This is a genomic window from Ruegeria sp. AP7 (genome assembly GCF_056539905.1).
On record NZ_JBQFVT010000001.1, the window covers coordinates 747,082 to 762,906 of the forward strand.

At 56.3% G+C, this 15,825-nt stretch carries 17 protein-coding genes and 1 tRNA gene; 9 read left to right on the plus strand and 9 right to left on the minus strand.

Annotated elements, in window-relative coordinates; genetic code table 11:
- The first annotated feature begins 148 nt into the window (after positions 1-148).
- Genes ACR0KN_RS03670 through ACR0KN_RS03680 form a run of 3 tightly spaced genes read left to right on the plus strand, consistent with a single transcriptional unit; the run spans position 149 to position 4,231 of the window.
- The gene (locus ACR0KN_RS03670; protein WP_480651442.1) at positions 149-796 is read left to right on the plus strand and encodes an ABC transporter ATP-binding protein; all 648 of its coding nucleotides are present in this window, start codon (positions 149-151) and stop codon (positions 794-796) included.
- Positions 793-3,207, plus strand: coding sequence for an FtsX-like permease family protein (locus tag ACR0KN_RS03675; protein WP_480651444.1), 2,415 nt, complete (start codon positions 793-795; stop codon positions 3,205-3,207). The genes ACR0KN_RS03670 and ACR0KN_RS03675 overlap by 4 nt, the downstream gene beginning before the upstream one ends.
- Entirely contained in the window at positions 3,197-4,231 is a 1,035-nt protein-coding gene (locus ACR0KN_RS03680; protein WP_480651446.1) for a lipocalin-like domain-containing protein, read from the plus strand. Before ACR0KN_RS03675 ends, ACR0KN_RS03680 begins: the two co-directional genes overlap by 11 nt.
- A gap of 270 nt (positions 4,232-4,501) precedes the next feature.
- Here ACR0KN_RS03680 and ACR0KN_RS03685 read toward each other — a convergent pair.
- A tRNA-Leu gene (locus ACR0KN_RS03685) sits at positions 4,502-4,587 on the minus strand.
- A 145-nt stretch (positions 4,588-4,732) separates the two neighbouring features.
- On the opposite strand from ACR0KN_RS03685, the gene ACR0KN_RS03690 reads away from it, so the two are divergent.
- Both ACR0KN_RS03690 and ACR0KN_RS03695 read left to right on the plus strand, forming a co-directional pair.
- Positions 4,733-5,311: a YqaA family protein gene (locus tag ACR0KN_RS03690; protein ID WP_170470517.1), complete on the plus strand. Its 579-nt coding sequence runs from the start codon at positions 4,733-4,735 to the stop codon at positions 5,309-5,311.
- The gene (locus ACR0KN_RS03695; RefSeq protein WP_480651449.1) at positions 5,308-5,769 is read left to right on the plus strand and encodes a disulfide bond formation protein B; all 462 of its coding nucleotides are present in this window, start codon (positions 5,308-5,310) and stop codon (positions 5,767-5,769) included. Before ACR0KN_RS03690 ends, ACR0KN_RS03695 begins: the two co-directional genes overlap by 4 nt.
- 3 nt (positions 5,770-5,772) lie before the next feature.
- Here ACR0KN_RS03695 and ACR0KN_RS03700 read toward each other — a convergent pair whose 3' ends face one another.
- On the minus strand, positions 5,773-6,360 hold the full coding sequence (locus ACR0KN_RS03700; protein ID WP_010440254.1) for an HNH endonuclease: 588 nt from the start codon (positions 6,358-6,360) through the stop codon (positions 5,773-5,775).
- 212 nt (positions 6,361-6,572) lie between these two features.
- Between ACR0KN_RS03700 and ACR0KN_RS03705 the strand changes: the two genes are divergently transcribed.
- Together ACR0KN_RS03705 and ACR0KN_RS03710 are read left to right on the plus strand one after the other, a co-directional pair.
- On the plus strand, positions 6,573-7,178 hold the full coding sequence (locus ACR0KN_RS03705; RefSeq protein WP_480651451.1) for a pseudouridine synthase: 606 nt from the start codon (positions 6,573-6,575) through the stop codon (positions 7,176-7,178).
- Between the two features lie 31 nt (positions 7,179-7,209).
- The gene (locus ACR0KN_RS03710; protein ID WP_170777137.1) at positions 7,210-7,635 is read left to right on the plus strand and encodes a VOC family protein; all 426 of its coding nucleotides are present in this window, start codon (positions 7,210-7,212) and stop codon (positions 7,633-7,635) included.
- A 4-nt stretch (positions 7,636-7,639) separates the two neighbouring features.
- Here ACR0KN_RS03710 and ACR0KN_RS03715 read toward each other — a convergent pair whose 3' ends face one another.
- Genes ACR0KN_RS03715 through ACR0KN_RS03725 form a run of 3 tightly spaced genes read right to left on the minus strand, consistent with a single transcriptional unit; the run spans position 7,640 to position 9,266 of the window.
- Positions 7,640-7,942 carry a putative quinol monooxygenase gene (locus ACR0KN_RS03715; protein WP_170774106.1) on the minus strand — a complete coding sequence of 101 codons (303 nt, stop codon included), beginning with the start codon at positions 7,940-7,942 and terminating at the stop codon, positions 7,640-7,642.
- Positions 7,943-7,971: 29 nt separating this feature from the next.
- Positions 7,972-8,637 carry an alpha/beta hydrolase gene (locus ACR0KN_RS03720; protein ID WP_480651454.1) on the minus strand — a complete coding sequence of 222 codons (666 nt, stop codon included), beginning with the start codon at positions 8,635-8,637 and terminating at the stop codon, positions 7,972-7,974.
- On the minus strand, positions 8,634-9,266 hold the full coding sequence (locus tag ACR0KN_RS03725; RefSeq protein ID WP_480651456.1) for a DNA-3-methyladenine glycosylase family protein: 633 nt from the start codon (positions 9,264-9,266) through the stop codon (positions 8,634-8,636). Before ACR0KN_RS03725 ends, ACR0KN_RS03720 begins: the two co-directional genes overlap by 4 nt.
- A gap of 98 nt (positions 9,267-9,364) precedes the next feature.
- On the opposite strand from ACR0KN_RS03725, the gene ACR0KN_RS03730 reads away from it, so the two are divergent.
- Positions 9,365-10,591 (plus strand): MFS transporter, encoded by a 1,227-nt coding sequence (locus tag ACR0KN_RS03730; protein WP_480651458.1) that lies wholly within the window; start codon positions 9,365-9,367, stop codon positions 10,589-10,591.
- Position 10,592: 1 nt separating this feature from the next.
- On the opposite strand, the gene ACR0KN_RS03735 is transcribed toward ACR0KN_RS03730, so the two are convergent.
- Genes ACR0KN_RS03735 through cysS form a run of 3 tightly spaced genes read right to left on the minus strand, consistent with a single transcriptional unit; the run spans position 10,593 to position 14,402 of the window.
- Positions 10,593-11,369: a squalene/phytoene synthase family protein gene (locus tag ACR0KN_RS03735; protein WP_480651460.1), complete on the minus strand. Its 777-nt coding sequence runs from the start codon at positions 11,367-11,369 to the stop codon at positions 10,593-10,595.
- Position 11,370: 1 nt separating this feature from the next.
- Positions 11,371-13,005 (minus strand): citramalate synthase, encoded by a 1,635-nt coding sequence (gene cimA, locus ACR0KN_RS03740; protein ID WP_480651461.1) that lies wholly within the window; start codon positions 13,003-13,005, stop codon positions 11,371-11,373.
- The gene (cysS, locus tag ACR0KN_RS03745) at positions 13,002-14,402 is read right to left on the minus strand and encodes a cysteine--tRNA ligase (protein ID WP_480651462.1); all 1,401 of its coding nucleotides are present in this window, start codon (positions 14,400-14,402) and stop codon (positions 13,002-13,004) included. Before cysS ends, cimA begins: the two co-directional genes overlap by 4 nt.
- Before the next feature lie 218 nt (positions 14,403-14,620).
- Here cysS and ACR0KN_RS03750 point away from each other — a divergent pair, with 218 nt between their 5' ends.
- Positions 14,621-14,965: an MmcQ/YjbR family DNA-binding protein gene (locus ACR0KN_RS03750; protein WP_170779289.1), complete on the plus strand. Its 345-nt coding sequence runs from the start codon at positions 14,621-14,623 to the stop codon at positions 14,963-14,965.
- 53 nt (positions 14,966-15,018) lie between these two features.
- Here ACR0KN_RS03750 and ACR0KN_RS03755 read toward each other — a convergent pair whose 3' ends face one another.
- Positions 15,019-15,537 carry an outer membrane protein gene (locus ACR0KN_RS03755; RefSeq protein ID WP_480651463.1) on the minus strand — a complete coding sequence of 173 codons (519 nt, stop codon included), beginning with the start codon at positions 15,535-15,537 and terminating at the stop codon, positions 15,019-15,021.
- Between the last annotated feature and the right edge of the window lie 288 nt (positions 15,538-15,825).

Sequence of the window (15,825 nt, forward strand, 5' to 3'; positions counted from 1 at the left end):
TTTGTTCTGATTGCAGCCAGCATGGAACTTTCGCGCGCGCTGGACAACCCCGCCCTCAAGGTGCGGGGCTGCGGCGAATAGAACCGATCTCTGCTCTGGACACTGTTTCGTTGCGCTGCACATTGTGACAGAACGAATGAGTGTTCAAATGTTGCTATCGATTGATCACGTCCAAAAATCCTATCCCGGCGGACGCCCGGTCCTGAATGATGTCTCGCTGACCTTGGAACAAGGCCAGACCCTGGCGCTGACCGGGGAAAGCGGCAGCGGCAAAAGCACTTTGTTGCACTTGGTTGCCGCTTTGGATGGGTTCGATGGCGGGGAAATCAACCTAGATGGAAGGCCCATGTCGTCTCTGAATGACATTGAGCGTGCTGCATTGCGCCGAAATACGCTGTCATTGGTGTTCCAACAGTTTAATCTGATCCCGTCGCTGACCATCGCTCAAAACCTTTCAATCCACGCGCGGCTTGCTGAACGTGAGGACCCAGAGTGGATCGAGCATCTGACCAAGCGTCTTGGACTGGCCGATCTGCGGAACCGCTACCCTGAACAGCTATCGGGTGGGCAGCAACAGCGCGTTGCCATCGGGCGGGCCATGACGATCCGGCCGCGATTACTGCTGGCCGATGAACCGACGGGTAATCTGGATGAGACAGCAAGCGCGGTAGTGTTGGATCTGATGCTTTCATTGGTGGCCGATACAGGGGCCGGCCTCTTGCTGGTCACTCACTCGAACGAGATCGCCAGCAGACTGGACCGTCGTGCCCATCTGACGGGCGGACGGATCGAATGACACGCGCTGCAGTCCAGGCGTTGCTGTCCCATTGGCGCGCGCATCCGTTGCAGTTGCTGACCCTTCTGACCGGCATCGCGCTGGCGACCTGCCTCTGGTCGGCGGTACAAGCGATCAACGCCGAGGCGCGTGCCAGTTATGAGCGCGCCAGCGCACAGCTTGCCATTGGACAGTTTGACGAGCTGCGAACGACCGGGGCCATGATCCCTCTGTCGCGATATACGGAACTCAGACGCGCAGGCTGGCAGGTGGCCGCGGTGCTCGAGGGCACGCTGCGCGTAAATGGCCGTTCAATACGCCTAATGGGCGTGGATATGGTCGCTTATCCTGCCCTGCCCGCCATTATGCAACTCGAGCAAAGCACCAATGCGCCAGATCCGGCTGATATGCTGACAGCTCCGGGACGGCTCCTGATGTCGCCTCAACTTTCGCAGGTATTTCAATCCGCTGACCGATTTCCACCAATTCTTACCAGCGGCGCGCTACCGCCTGATCTGGCCCTGACAGATATCGGAGTAGCCGAGCAACTGCTCAACCGCCCCAATCAAATATCCCGACTGATAATTTTGCCGGATCAGCCTCGCAAATTGCCACCTCTGTCGGAAATCGCACCTGAACTGCAGCGTATTGCACCATCTTCACAATTGGGTACCGCCCAACTCACTGACAGTTTTCACCTGAACCTGACCGCTTTTGGTCTGCTGTCATTCGCAGTTGGTTTGTTCATCGTCCACGGTACCGTCGGCCTAGCTTTCGCGCAGAGGCGCGGCACAATCCGAACACTAAGGGCCTTGGGTCTTCCGATGCGGAACCTGATCGGGATTGTTCTGGGTGAACTTTTGTTGCTGGCTCTGATCGGAGGCCTATTCGGGCTTGTGCTGGGATATTTCTTGGCCGGTGCGCTTCTTCCAGACGTTGCTTCGACCTTACGCGGCCTCTACGGAGCACCAATCGACGGGCAAATGTCACTGCGCCCTCAATGGGTCGCCGCAGGTCTTGCCATGGCAACAGCTGGCACTCTGGCTGCATGCGGGCAAGCGCTCTGGCGGCTTTCCCGCATGCCCATACTCGCCGGACCCGGCTTGCAGACCTGGGGAGGCGGAAAGATATCTGCCTGGATTTCTGGCGGATTTGGATTCGCTTTGATTGCTTTGGGCATCATTGCCTACATTACTTTCGGTGGTCTTATTGCCGGATTTGCACTGCTCGCCGGGGCACTGACTGGGGCTGCATTGGTACTGCCACTCTTCATTTCAGCCGTGTTGGGCTTGTTGATCCAAAAGGCAAAAGCGCCGGTCACACAATGGGTTCTTGCCGATATGCGCGCGCAAATGCCCGGGCTTTCCTTGGCGCTAATGGCCCTATTGCTGGCGCTGGCGGCAAATATCGGAGTTGGAACCATGGTTTCCAGTTTCCGCCTGACTTTCACCGGATGGCTGGATCAACGTCTAACTTCAGAGCTTTACGTGACCGCTGCGGATGAAACCCAAGCTGAGGCTATTACTGAATGGCTTGCACCAAGAACTTCAGCAATCCTTCCGATCCGCAGCACCGAGATAGCGCACGAAACCGGACCGCTTTTCCTGTATGGGATCGTCGATCACCAAAGCTATCGCCAAAACTGGCCACTGATCGCTAAAGAACCTGATGTCTGGGACAGCGTCCTGAACCGGGGCGCAATTCTGATCAACGAACAACTTGCCCGCCGTGCGAATTTGTGGCCGGGAGATACAGTCGCGATCACGCCAGAGCACGTTCTGACCATAAGCGGGGTCTATTCCGACTACGGGAACCCAACCGGACAGGCGATCGTATCGATGCCAATGTTGGATCGGATAGCTCCGGATACGGAAACCCGGCGCTTTGGAATCCGCATTGCGCCAGAGCAAGCCACGGAGTTGGCGCAAGCGTTGCGTGCCCAGTTTGAACTGTCGCCCACGGCCGTGGTGCAACAAGCTGCCATGAAGGCCCGGTCGCTTGCTATCTTTGAGAAAACCTTTGTCATCACCTCAGCCCTGAACGTGCTGACATTAGGCGTCGCAGGATTTGCGATCTTGACCAGTTTGCTGACGTTGTGGACCCAACGCTTGCCGCAGGTCGCGCCGGTTTGGGCGTTGGGTCTGACACGTTCGAAACTTGCCCAGCTGGAACTTTTGCGCAGCGCTCTGCTTGCTGCTTTAACTGCCTGTCTGGCTTTGCCGCTCGGGCTGATATTGGCCTGGGTATTGTTGGCCGTGATCAACGTACAGGCATTCGGTTGGCGTCTGCCTATGCGTCTGTTTCCGGGTGATTGGCTGGCGCTGTTTCTGCTGACATTGATTGCCGCAACCCTTGCCGCTGCTTGGCCTGCCTGGCGATTGCTCCGCCTGCCACCTGCGGCTTTGCTACAGGTTTTCGCCAATGAACGTTAGAGCTTTCTTCCTATTCTTAATGTTCCCCATAGCTAGTTGGGCACAAGGCTATGCCGGACTGGGAGGTAATGCCGAAGGGTTTGCGCGGCCCGAAGCAGGTTACCAATTCCAGTTCCCGAAAGATCACGGCCCGCACCCTTCTTACCGGATTGAATGGTGGTATCTCACTGCAAATCTCAAAGACGCAAAAGGCAATGACTATGGTGTTCAATGGACTTTATTCCGATCGGCCCTGAAACCAACTGAGTCAGAGGGCTGGCAGAGCCCTCAGATCTGGATGGGTCACGCAGCAGTAACAACATCAGACACGCACTATTTCGCGGAACGGCTATCCCGTGGAGGTATCGGACAGGCCGGTGTCACCGCCCAACCTTTCGAAGCCTGGATCGACGAGTGGCATATGCGTGGAGGCGATTTGACCCAATTGAGTCTAAGTGCGTCGGGATCAGATTTTGGTTACGACCTAAGCCTACAAGCGCAAGGCCCATTGGTGTTCCACGGCGACAGGGGTTATTCCGTGAAATCTGCCGATGGTCAGGCCAGCTTCTACTATTCACAGCCATTCTACACAGTAGAAGGTATCCTTCACCTACCAGAACAAGACATCGAAGTGACTGGGCAGGGCTGGCTGGACCGCGAATGGTCCTCGCAACCTTTGGCCGAAGATCAAAGCGGTTGGGACTGGTTTTCGCTCAGCTTTGACAGCGGCGACAAATTGATGGCGTTTCGCCTGCGTGGGGAACGTGGGGATTTTACCGCTGCCACATGGATCGAGGCGGATGGACAAACAACATCTCTGCCGGACGGTTCGGTATTATTGACACCGCTGGCAACAAATCGCGTCGCTCGGCGCGATATACCTACCAGATGGCAAATATCACTACCTGAGAAAGGTATTGATGTAGTTGCATCGGCCCTGACGCCCAAAGCCTGGATGGGGACTCGGTTCGAGTATTGGGAAGGCCCTGTCACGATCTCTGGCAGCCATTTAGGACGGGGGTATCTGGAAATGACCGGGTATTGAATAAGAACCAACTACGCTTGAAGATCTGTCGAGATGCCCATGGAGAGCATTCGATACTCAAACCAATACGACGAATACCAAACAAAATAAGATATTTGCCGAACACTCAAAAGATTCGATTTTCTGAACGTCTAACCGATCACCGAATAATGTATCTTGATATCGCCAATTTACCGACTAGCGCAGGATTGCGAGTTTTCTCTGTGACAAAACAAAATCGCCAAAAAGAAAAAACAGCAGGTCGGTTCCCCTAACCTACTGTTTTTACTTTGGTACCCAAGGCCGGACTCGAACCGGCACGGTATCACTACCGGGGGATTTTGAATCCCCTGCGTCTACCATTCCGCCACTTGGGCCACGAACAATGGATTAGCGCTCAAGCGCAGGAAGGTCCAGAGGCAAAAAACAACCAGAGCATCGATTGTTTCGGCGACGGAGGTTGACGGTCAGGCAGGTGCGTGGTTTGCCTTGCAACAACAGTTATCAGGACAACAGTTCTTTATGTTACGACCACTTTATGACTGGACCCTTCGTCTGGCCGAACATCCTCATGCGCTGTGGGCGCTGGCCATTGTGGCCTTTGTTGAAAGTTCTTTCTTTCCGATTCCACCCGACGTCCTGATGATTCCGATGATCATCGCGAGACCATCGCGCGCCTGGCTGATCGCCACCGTTGCCTTAGTGGCATCTGTACTGGGCGGAATGCTGGGTTACGCCATCGGGGCATTCTTCTACGAGAGCCTCGGGCAGCCAATTCTCGAAGCCATGGGCAAGGCCCACGCGATGGAAGAATTTAACACCCGCTTCAACGATTTCGGTTTCTGGGCCGTGCTCGCAGCTGGGGTAACTCCGTTCCCCTATAAGGTCATCACAATCATGTCCGGTTGGACCGGGATGCCGCTGGGGACTTTCATTGCCACTTCGATTCTGGCACGCGCATTGCGGTTCTTCCTTGTCGCCGGACTCCTGTGGAAATTTGGTGAGCCAATCCGCGATTTCATCGAAAAGCGGTTGGGTCTGATGTTCACCTTGTTCATCGTGCTGCTGTTTGGTGGCTTCCTTGTTGTGAAATACCTATGACCAAGAAAACGCTCATACTTATTGCAACCACAGGTTCGGCCGCCCTATTGCTAGGTGCTTGGGGATTTCAATACATCGGCGGGTTTGCGCCATGCAAAATGTGCATCTGGCAACGCTATCCGCACGGCGCGGCGATCGTTCTGGGTGTGCTCGCATTCACATTTCCGGGTATTCGACCATTGCCCCTGTTGGGAGCCCTTGCGGCAGCCACAACCGCAGGGGTCGGATTCTATCATGCGGGTGTCGAACAAGGCTGGTGGGAAGGCCCATCAACATGCACTTCTGGTGATATTGGAGGCCTGAGCGCCGAAGAGCTGATGAACCAGATCATGTCCGCTCCATTAGCGCGCTGTGATGAAATTCCATGGGAAATGTTCGGGATATCAATGGCCGGTTGGAATGGATTGATCTCGGCGGGTCTGGTCCTGGTCTGGATCGCAGCTTGGCGCGTGCGTTAGGTGTTATTGCTGATCCAATTCGGCATCCCAGTATAGGAAATCAATCCAGCTATCATGCAGATGGTTAGGTGGAAACTTACGGCCAATATTTCTAAGGGCTTCAGCGTCCGGCTGACGCGGCGGTTTGCTCAGAGACATTCTGGCCTGCCGAAGCGACTTTGACCCCTTACGCAGATTGCATGGGCTGCAGGCTGCCACGACGTTCTGCCAACTGGTCACACCTCCGGCAGCGCGCGGGACGACGTGATCAAAGGTCAGTTCTCCGCGGCTTCCGCAGTACTGGCATTTGAATTCGTCCCTCAAAAATAAATTAAAGCGCGTGAAGGCCACGCGCTTTCTGGGTTTTACATAATCTTTCAGGACAACGACCGAAGGTATTCGAATTTCGGTGCTCGGGCTTCGGACGACCTCGTCGTACTCGGCCACAATATCCACCCTGTCCAACCAGGCCGCCTTGATCGCCTCTTGCCAGGGCCACAGAGATAACGGGTAATACGAAAGCGGGCGATAATCGGCGTTCAGAACCAATGCCGGATGATGCCTTAGCGCACCGGGTTCCCTGACAAATTCGGTCCTGAAGTCTCCGTCCATAACAGAATCGCTCCTCGCTCTGTACTGCCCGTTTGTGACATCAGAGCGGGGAACACCCGCCCCGGCCTTAACTTAACTATATATCGTGTTAAAACTCTGACAAGTCCCGATTTTACACAACATCTCGAGTAATGCTTAGGCCGATTCCGTAACAGATAAGTAACATTTATCCACAGGTTGCGCTGCCGTGGTCCGGGCGGTATGGCGGGGGTATGTCCTGGTTTATCCGCTTTAACAAACCTTATGATGTGTTGCCGCAGTTCACAGACCGCGCCAATGCGGATTCACCTCGCAGCACGCTGTCGGATTTCATCGATCTGCCCGGCGTCTATCCTGCCGGGCGTTTGGATCGGGACAGCGAAGGTTTGATGCTGCTGACCGACAATGGGAAGTTGCAGGCACAGATATCCGATCCCAAGCACAAGATGGCCAAGACCTACTGGGTTCAAGTCGAGGGTATCCCGGATGGGGCCGTGCTGAAGGCACTGCGCGATGGGATTGAGCTAAAGGACGGACTGGCACGCCCTGCCAAGGCCCGTCTGATTGACGAGCCCGAAGGCTTATGGCCCCGAAACCCGCCGATACGTGCCCGCCAGACCGTACCGGACAGTTGGGTCGAACTGACCATACGCGAGGGCCGCAATCGTCAGATTCGCCGGATGACCGCAGCAGTCGGGCATCCAACACTGCGCCTGATCCGTGCACGGATCGGCGACTGGTTTTTGGACGGCCTTGACCCCGGTCAGTGGGACAGCCTGCCGATGCCCTCAATAAGTGCAGCGCCAGCACGCAAACGCGACCGACGTCCGCGCCGATGACAAAAACTGCGTGATGTGATATACTTACGGCATGAAAGTCACACCAGACATTCCTGCCCCGTCGGCGATCCTTGAAGCCGCACTTTATGTCGACGATCTGGACGCGGCCGAGGATTTCTACGGTCAAATACTGGGCCTCGAAAAGATTCAGCGCGCAACCAACCGCCATGTCTTCTATCGGATCGGCGGGTCAGTCCTGTTGTTGTTCATTGCCGACGAGACCGAAAAACCGCCGAGCAACCCGGAACTTCCGGTCCCACCACATGGCGCTCGCGGCCCCGGTCACGTATGTCTTGTCCTCACCCGCGACGAGATCGCAGTGATGCGTAAGCACCTGTTGGACTGGAACATCCCTATCGACGCCGAATTTGACTGGCCCAATGGGGCCTTGTCGCTGTATGTGCGAGACCCGGCGGGCAATTCGGTCGAGTTCTCAGAAGGTTGGTTGTGGGACTGACCGGCTAGCGCAGCGGCTGCTTTTCGCCCCCGATCACGCGGTAGATCTCGCTTGAGGTCACGCCGACCTCACCCAATTCAGCCTGAAACGCGGCCATATGCGGGGTCGCAAAGTGGGCTTCCAGCGCAGTCTGATCCTGCCACTCTTCATAAACCCGAAACCGGGTCGCATGGCCCAGAACTTGGCTGAACTCATAGATCATGCATCCTGGCTCTTTCAGGGTTTCCGCGACCATTTTTTGCGCAGCAACCGAGGCTTTTTCGACGCCTTCTTCGGCAACTTCCACAATACCTGTCACGATCAGCATCAAATGCTCCTTTAGTAGACGCCCAGAGATCAGAGGTTGAGCTTATCCCGCATGAAGGCCAGTGCAACACTCAAGCCATCCGGAGCGATCCCGTGACCGGTGCCTTTCATCACATGGGCGTAGACCTCTTTGAAACCAGCGACCTGCAACGCCTCAGCCGCCTCAGGCAGCGATTGCGGCGGCACCACATCATCGGCATCGCCATGCACCAGCAGCACCGGCATCCGACTGACGGTTTCGTCCGGCAACAAGTCAGGTTCCAACAACCGACCCGAGAACGCGACAATTCCGGCCACAGGATCTTCACGGCGCGGGGCGACATACAGGCTCATCATCGTACCCTGGCTGAAACCGAACAGCACAACCTGTTCGGGCAGGACATCCTCGTCAACCATCAGCGCGTCGAGGAACGCGTTGAAATCCTCGACGGCCATTTCCATACCACGGCGGGCCTCTTCTTCGGACGAGCCATCAATCCACGGAATCGGAAACCATTGAAACCCATTGGGCATACCTGGGATCTGTTCCGGCGCGTCGGGTGACACGAACAGAGTATCCGGTAGATGTTCCCCCAGCGGATCCGCCAGCCCCAAAAGGTCAGCCCCATTGGCGCCATAACCATGAACGAACACAACGACCGAGCGTGTATCCCCCGAAACCGGCTCTTTTCGGAGCGCATTCAAAACTCGTGTCATCTGATCCCTTCTCTGTCTTTTGCGACCCGGTAATAGGCCCACAGCACCCGGGCCGCAACCGATCGCCAGGGCGACCATGCTTCAGCCATCTGACGTAACTCTTTGTCTTTTGGTCGTTCTGGCAGGTCGTAAAGAATTCGAGCCGCTTCCTGCAACGCCAGATCACCTGGCGCAATCACGTCAGCGCGACCAAGCGAAAACATGGCATAAATCTCGGCGGTCCAAACACCGATTCCCGGTACCTCGGTCAGAATTGCGACCACCTCGTCATCCGGGGCATCACGAAGTGCTTTGTAGTCGATCCGCGCTTCGGCCAAGGCTCGGGCATAACGGATTTTCTGACGGCTGAGACCCACCCCCCGCAGATCATCATCCGTGGCCCAAATGATCTTACGCGGGCCGGTCAGTTTTGCGTCCTGCAACCGCTTCCAGATCGCGTTTGCCGAGGCCACGCTGACCTGTTGGCTGACAATGGCGCTTAGCAGTTGTGCAAACCCGTCAGGCTTGCGCCTGAGCGGCAGAGGGCCGGTTTGCTCCATCGCATAGGCCATACGGGGGCAGGCCCCTGCCAGCCATTCGGCCCCTTCACTCACGCAGTCCGGGGTTTCGATGATGCGTCCGACGGACATGCGCTCTCCGATAAGTGATCCTCGTCCGCACGTTAGGCGGATGTGCCGCATATGCAAGCCGCTTGTGCCTAGTCTCAATCGTAGATAACCATTCGCCCATGACAATGATCACTGCCACCCCCGACGACAGTCAGGCCAAACGAAACGTCGCCGTTCTGGTGGCGGCCCAGGCGATCTTGGGTGCGCAGATGCCGATCATGTTCATTGTCGGCGGATTGGCCGGGCAATCGCTGGCCAGTAACGCCTGCCTCGCGACGCTGCCGATTTCACTGATCGTTCTGGGTTCGATGCTGGCGGCCACGCCGATCTCGGCCATCATGCAACGCTGGGGACGCCGCGCAGGGTTCCTTGTAGGCTCCACAGCGGGTGCTACCGGTGGCATTATCGGGGCTTACGGCCTCTATCTCGGCTCATTCCCTGTGTTCCTTGTTGGCAGCTTCCTGACCGGCATCTATATGAGCGCGCATGGCTTCTATCGCTTTGCGGCAGCCGACACCGCTTCTGATGCGTTCCGGCCCAAGGCAATTTCTTACGTCATGGCCGGGGGGCTCGCGGCGGCCATCATTGGACCACAGATCGTAAAGCTGACCTCGCAAGCCTATGCGATCCCGTTTCTGGGCACTTATTTGTCTGTGATTGCAATCAACGTACTGGGTTCTGCCCTTTTCTTCTTTCTTGATATTCCCACTCCACCCAAGCCTAGCGAGGATGAACCCAAGGGCCGCACGCGGCTGGAGCTGCTAAAAACCCCGCGTATCGCAGTGGCGATCATCTGCGCGATGGTTTCTTACGCGTTGATGAACCTTGTGATGACATCTACACCTTTGGCCGTTGTCGGATGCGGATATACCGAAGGTGATGCCGCAGATATCGTAACCAGCCACGTACTGGCGATGTATATTCCTAGCTTTTTCACCGGCCATCTAATTGCAAGATTTGGCGTTGAAAAAATCGTGGCCCTTGGTCTGGCCATCCTTGGCGGCGCGGGCCTTGTTGCCCTGCAGGGTATAGATCTGGGTAACTTTTTCGTCGCCCTCATCCTGCTGGGAATCGGCTGGAACTTTGGATTCATCGGCGCCACCAGCATGCTCGCCGACTCGCACGAAGTGCACGAGCGCGGGCGGATGCAGGGCCTGAACGACCTTATGGTCTTTGGCGGCGTCACCTTTGCGTCGTTGGCGTCCGGCGGGCTGATGAATTGCTCGGGCGGCTCAGCGGTCGAGGGCTGGACAGCCGTGAATTTAGCAATGATCCCGCTGCTGACACTGGCAGGAGGCGCGCTGTTGTGGCTGGTGCTAAGGCCGTCAGACCCTCAAACTGCCTGACTTACCAGCGCCCTGTCGCGGCTGTCTTCATCAAAGAAAACCGACGGCGAATTTCGCCCTGCGCTAAGGCACCCGCTGCCACACGTTCTGGCCGTGCCAAGGCCGCCTGCAGCACCCATTCTGTCTGCCACCCTGCAAAGAGTGCAGGCCGTGCTGCCGCCGTTATTTCGCCACGCGCAGATCGCGCACGCGCCAGCCGGTCCAACGCTTTCTGCGCCAAGGTCCGAACACCATCCTGTGTGCCGTCTAACAATGGGATACGACCTCGCGACTCGAGCTCGGGAATAGCACGCATCCAATTCGCAATCCCGGCCGCATAACCAAAATTTCGAAGAACAGTCTCATCCGACGCACCCAAAGCCTGCGCCGACACAACCATCAACGATCCGGCGCTGTGGTCGATATAGGAGTCAAAATGCTTCTCATCCTCAAACGGATCGCGGTATATATCCCAACGCCTTACGGCGACATATTCATCCAATTGCGCCGCCAGATGCGGTGAGAGAATACGCGACAACGGCGTGACAACTTCGTGCCGACGAACGGATGGACCTTCGGCAATTTCCTGCAAGGCATCGCGCCACCATTGCAGGCGCATTTCAGCGATCATGCTTTCCTGCGTCACCCACGGTGCGCGCGCCACTTCGACGTTCAGCGCATAGATCGGGAACAGGGCAGCCCGTGCCTCGACCGGTGCGGCCATGGCCGCCATAAAGCGATCAGGATCGGCCCGATGCACCAGCGCTGCACAAGCCTTGATGTCGTCGTCGAACTCCACCCTATTCGGCTGCCGCGGACTGCGGGGCACAATCGTTCACCAGTTTCCACTGGATCGCGTCCAATAGCGCCTCGAACGAGGCATCGATTATGTTCGCGCTGACACCGACAGTGGACCAGCGCCGTCCCTGCCCGTCTTCGCTATCGATGATCACGCGAGTCACCGCCTCGGTCCCACCTTGAGTGATGCGCACCTTGAAGTCGACCAGCCGCATATCCGACAGTATCTGAGAATATTGCCCCAAATCCTTGGCCAAAGCCTTTGCCAGCGCGTTCACCGGACCACGGTCACTGCCGCTTTCATCCAGCGACTCACTGACCGATAACTTCTTCTCGCCATCCACTTTCACAACAACAACTGCCTCCGATAGGCTGACCATCTTGTTGTATTTGTTCTTGCGGCGCTCAACGGTGACCTTATAGCGCTTGACCTCAAAGAACTCGGGCAATTGCCCCAGCTCATCCCGCGCCAACAGCTCGAAACTGGCCTGCGCGGTGTCATAGGAATAGCCCTCGGCCTCGCGCAGTTTGATTCGCTCAAGGATGCGTCCCAATGCCGGATCACCCGCTTCAACGGCCAATCCCGCATCGGTCAGACGTTTGCGCAGATTCGATTGCCCAGCCTGGTTAGACATCGGAATGATGCGCGCATTCCCGACGTTTGCAGGATCGATATGCTCATAGGTCGTTGGATCCTTGAGGATCGCGCTGGCATGCAGCCCGGCCTTATGGGCGAACGCCGACGCGCCGACATAGGCGCTCTGCTTGCTGGGCACGCGGTTCAGGATGTCATCCAACATCCGGCTGATCCGGGTCAGCCCGGCCAGAGCCTCGGGCTTCACTCCGATCTCATAACGCGAGGCATAGGGCTCTTTCAGCATCAGAGTCGGGATCAGTGCGGTCAGATTGGCATTGCCACAGCGCTCCCCTAGCCCGTTCAGAGTGCCCTGAATCTGCCGCGCACCCGCATCCACAGCGGCCAGCGAACAGGCCACCGCGTTTTCAGTATCGTTGTGGGTATGAATACCCAAACGATCCCCTGGCAGACCGGCAACAATCACCTCAGACACGATCCGCCCGACCTCGGCGGGCAACGCGCCGCCATTGGTATCGCACAAGACGACCCACCGTGCACCGGCGTCAAGCGCTGCACGACAGACCTCAACCGCATATTCCGGGTTGTCCTTATAGCCATCAAAGAAATGTTCGGCATCGAACAAGGCCTCACGCCCCTGCGCCACGATATGCGCGACCGAAGCCCTTACGTTCTCAGTGTTTTCCTCCAACGAGATGCCAAGCGCATGAGTCACATGGTAATCATGTGACTTTCCCACCAGACAAACGGCTGGCGTTCCGGCATTCATGACGGCCGCCAAAACGTCATCATTCTCTGCCGACCGACCAGAGCGTTTGGTCATCCCAAACGCGGTCATACGGGCCGAGGTCTTGGGAGCGCTCTCAAAAAACGCACTGTCGGTCGGGTTCGCCCCGGGCCAACCCCCTTCGATATAATCGAGACCCAGCCCATCCAACGCCTGCGCGATCTGCACTTTCTCAGCGGTCGAGAACTGCACGCCCTGCGTCTGCTGCCCGTCACGCAACGTGGTGTCATAAAGATAAAGGCGTTCCTTGGTCATTCGACCCCCTCCAGCTTGGTGGCATCGAACCCGGCGCCGGGTACCAACTCCACACCATCCTTGCTCATCCGAACCTCAAGCCCTGCAGCGATATATGCTGCCTTAAGGCGATCTACCTCAGAGAAGTCCTTGCTCTGCATCGCAAACGCTCGCGCTTCGGCCAGTTTTTCTGCATGAGATGACAGATCAGCTGAAGCGGTCTCGGCCCAAGCGCCCATATCGTCCACCAACAGGCCGACCACCTGAGCACTTGCCAACAGTGATGCGGCCTCTCCCTCGGCCGCGAGCCGATGAAGTTCCGCGATTGCACCTGCCGTGTTCAGATCATCCGCAAGCGCATCGATGACCGCAGGTGCTGCGGTGGTGGCGGGCTCGATGCCCGCCGTCAGCGCCCGCCACTTGCGTAACGTCGCCTCGGCCTCACGCGCCTTCTTCTCGGTCCAGTCCATCGGCTTGCGATAGTGTGTCTGAAGGAATACAAACCGGATCACTTCACCCGGCACACCTTGCTCCAACAGGTCATGCACAGTGAAGAAATTGCCCAGCGACTTGGACATCTTCTTGCCCTCGACCTGCAGCATCTCATTGTGCATCCAGACGCGCGCGAATTCTCCATGCGGATGTGCGCATTTGCTCTGAGCAATCTCATTTTCATGATGCGGGAACATCAGATCGTTGCCGCCGCCATGAATATCAAAGCTCTCGCCCAACAGCTCATAGCTCATAGCCGAGCATTCAATATGCCAACCCGGACGCCCGCGTCCCCAAGGACTGTCCCAGCCAGGCAACTCATCGGTCGAAGGCTTCCACAGCACGAAATCCATCGGGTTTTTCTTGTAAGGCGCGACTTCAACCCGCGCACCGGCAATCATGTCATCGACCGAGCGGCCAGACAGCCTACCATAATCTTCTTTCCAACTGTCCACCGCAAACAGGACATGACCCTCGGCAGCATAGGCATGCCCTTTGGCAATCAGGTCCTCAATCATTGCGACCATCTGCGCGATATATTCCGTGGCGCGCGGCATTGCATTCGGCTCCATCGCCCCAAGCGCGCCCATATCATGCAAGTACCAGCCTATGGTCTCGTCCGAGCGCTCCTGAACCAACTGCTCCAGCGTACCTTCTGCTCCGGCCTGTTTGCGCGCCAAAGCAGTGGCGTTGATCTTGTCGTCCACATCGGTGAAATTGCGCACATAGGTCACGTGATCCGCACCATAAGCGTGCCGCAGCAAACGATAGAGCACGTCGAACACCACCACGGGCCGCGCATTCCCAAGATGGGCGCGGTCATAAACCGTCGGACCACAGACATACATCCGCACATTGCCTGGATCGATCGGCACGAAATCCTCTTTCGTCCGTGTCCTTGTGTTGTGCAGTTTGATCGTCGTCATCGGGTCGTGCTCCTGAAACAGCATGTTCGTCACGCGTTGGCGCGGGCTTAGCAACTTGTCTCAGGGATGAAAACGAAAGAAACCGGCCCGCTTGATAAATCAGCAGGTAATGCAGCAAATAATGATGCAGGTTTTCTGGTTCATGCGCCGTGGGTAGCACGAGTTTTACGCTGAGCCAAGTCTTGAGTTTTACCAGCCGTATCGGCACTCTGCCTCTCATGAGCCGTGAATACGTCAATTCCATTTGCGCTGAACTGCCCGGGGCCGAGCTTTCCGATCCCTGGGGCGGAGGTCACGACGCCTGGAAAGTGGGCGGCAAAATGTTCGCCTGCGTCGGCTCAGTCGGGGATGGGGTGTCAGTCAAGACACCTGACATTGAGACAGCCCAAATGCTGATCGATGCTGGAGTTGGGATCAAGGCACCATACTTCCATCGCAGTTGGGTTCGTCTGCCCTGGTCAACAGAATCTGAAGAAATGCGCCACCGCCTTGAATCATCCTACGATATCATACGCACGTCGCTCCCCAAGAAAGTTCAAGCAACCTTAACCAATCGTATCTGATTGGTGGTTTTGAAGAGCGCGAAGTGGTTTATTCAACCTACCTAAAGCGTTTGTTAAAAGCGGAATGTAGTGCGCAGGTTGAAGACGTTTGCGTCAAGCTTCCCACCTGTCTGAGGAACATTCTCAAAATCCTGTCTCAACGCCTCGCCACTGATCACGAAGCGATCACCCAGAGGATAAGCCACACCGATGCCGTATACTGCTGCCGTGTCGCTATCGCCCGATGTGCTAGCCCGCGCTGCGCCGACGACGACGTATCCCAGTGCCGAACCGAAATCGTAGCCCCCGCGTAATTTCAAACGCGACATGCTGTCTAAACTGCCTTCCGACTGGCCAAGATCAAGGTTGAGCCAGTTGTATTCCAGTTCACCACCCAACACGAAATTTCCAAAATCGTAGTCGTATCCGATCACAGGGCCAAAACCGACATCGCTTCCGCCAACATTGCCTGATCCGTCAACATCCGCATAGCCGAAACTGAAACCTGCATATGCTCCGGTCCAGTCTTCTGCCAATACCGGCCCGACACCTGCGAACAGCGCGATGACGAGTGCGGCAATCGTTGACTTCATCAAGCCCTCCAATAAACCAGAAGCGGTCCATAAAATAATGCGGAGATATCCAACAGAAGGAAAATCCGCACTGACTTCCAATTCAAACCAACAGTTGTCTCAAAATTAACTAGGGATAGGTTAACAGATTTTTAGCGTAACGGAAAAAAAACATTTCTGTATATCAATTTAACCTGTTCCCATCGCCGGTGAAATTTTTGCATGGAAATTCATTTGCAGGTCGCAAACAGAACAGATTGTGACGCTGAGCGTTGAAACTATGAGCTCAGTTAGATTGGAACACAATGC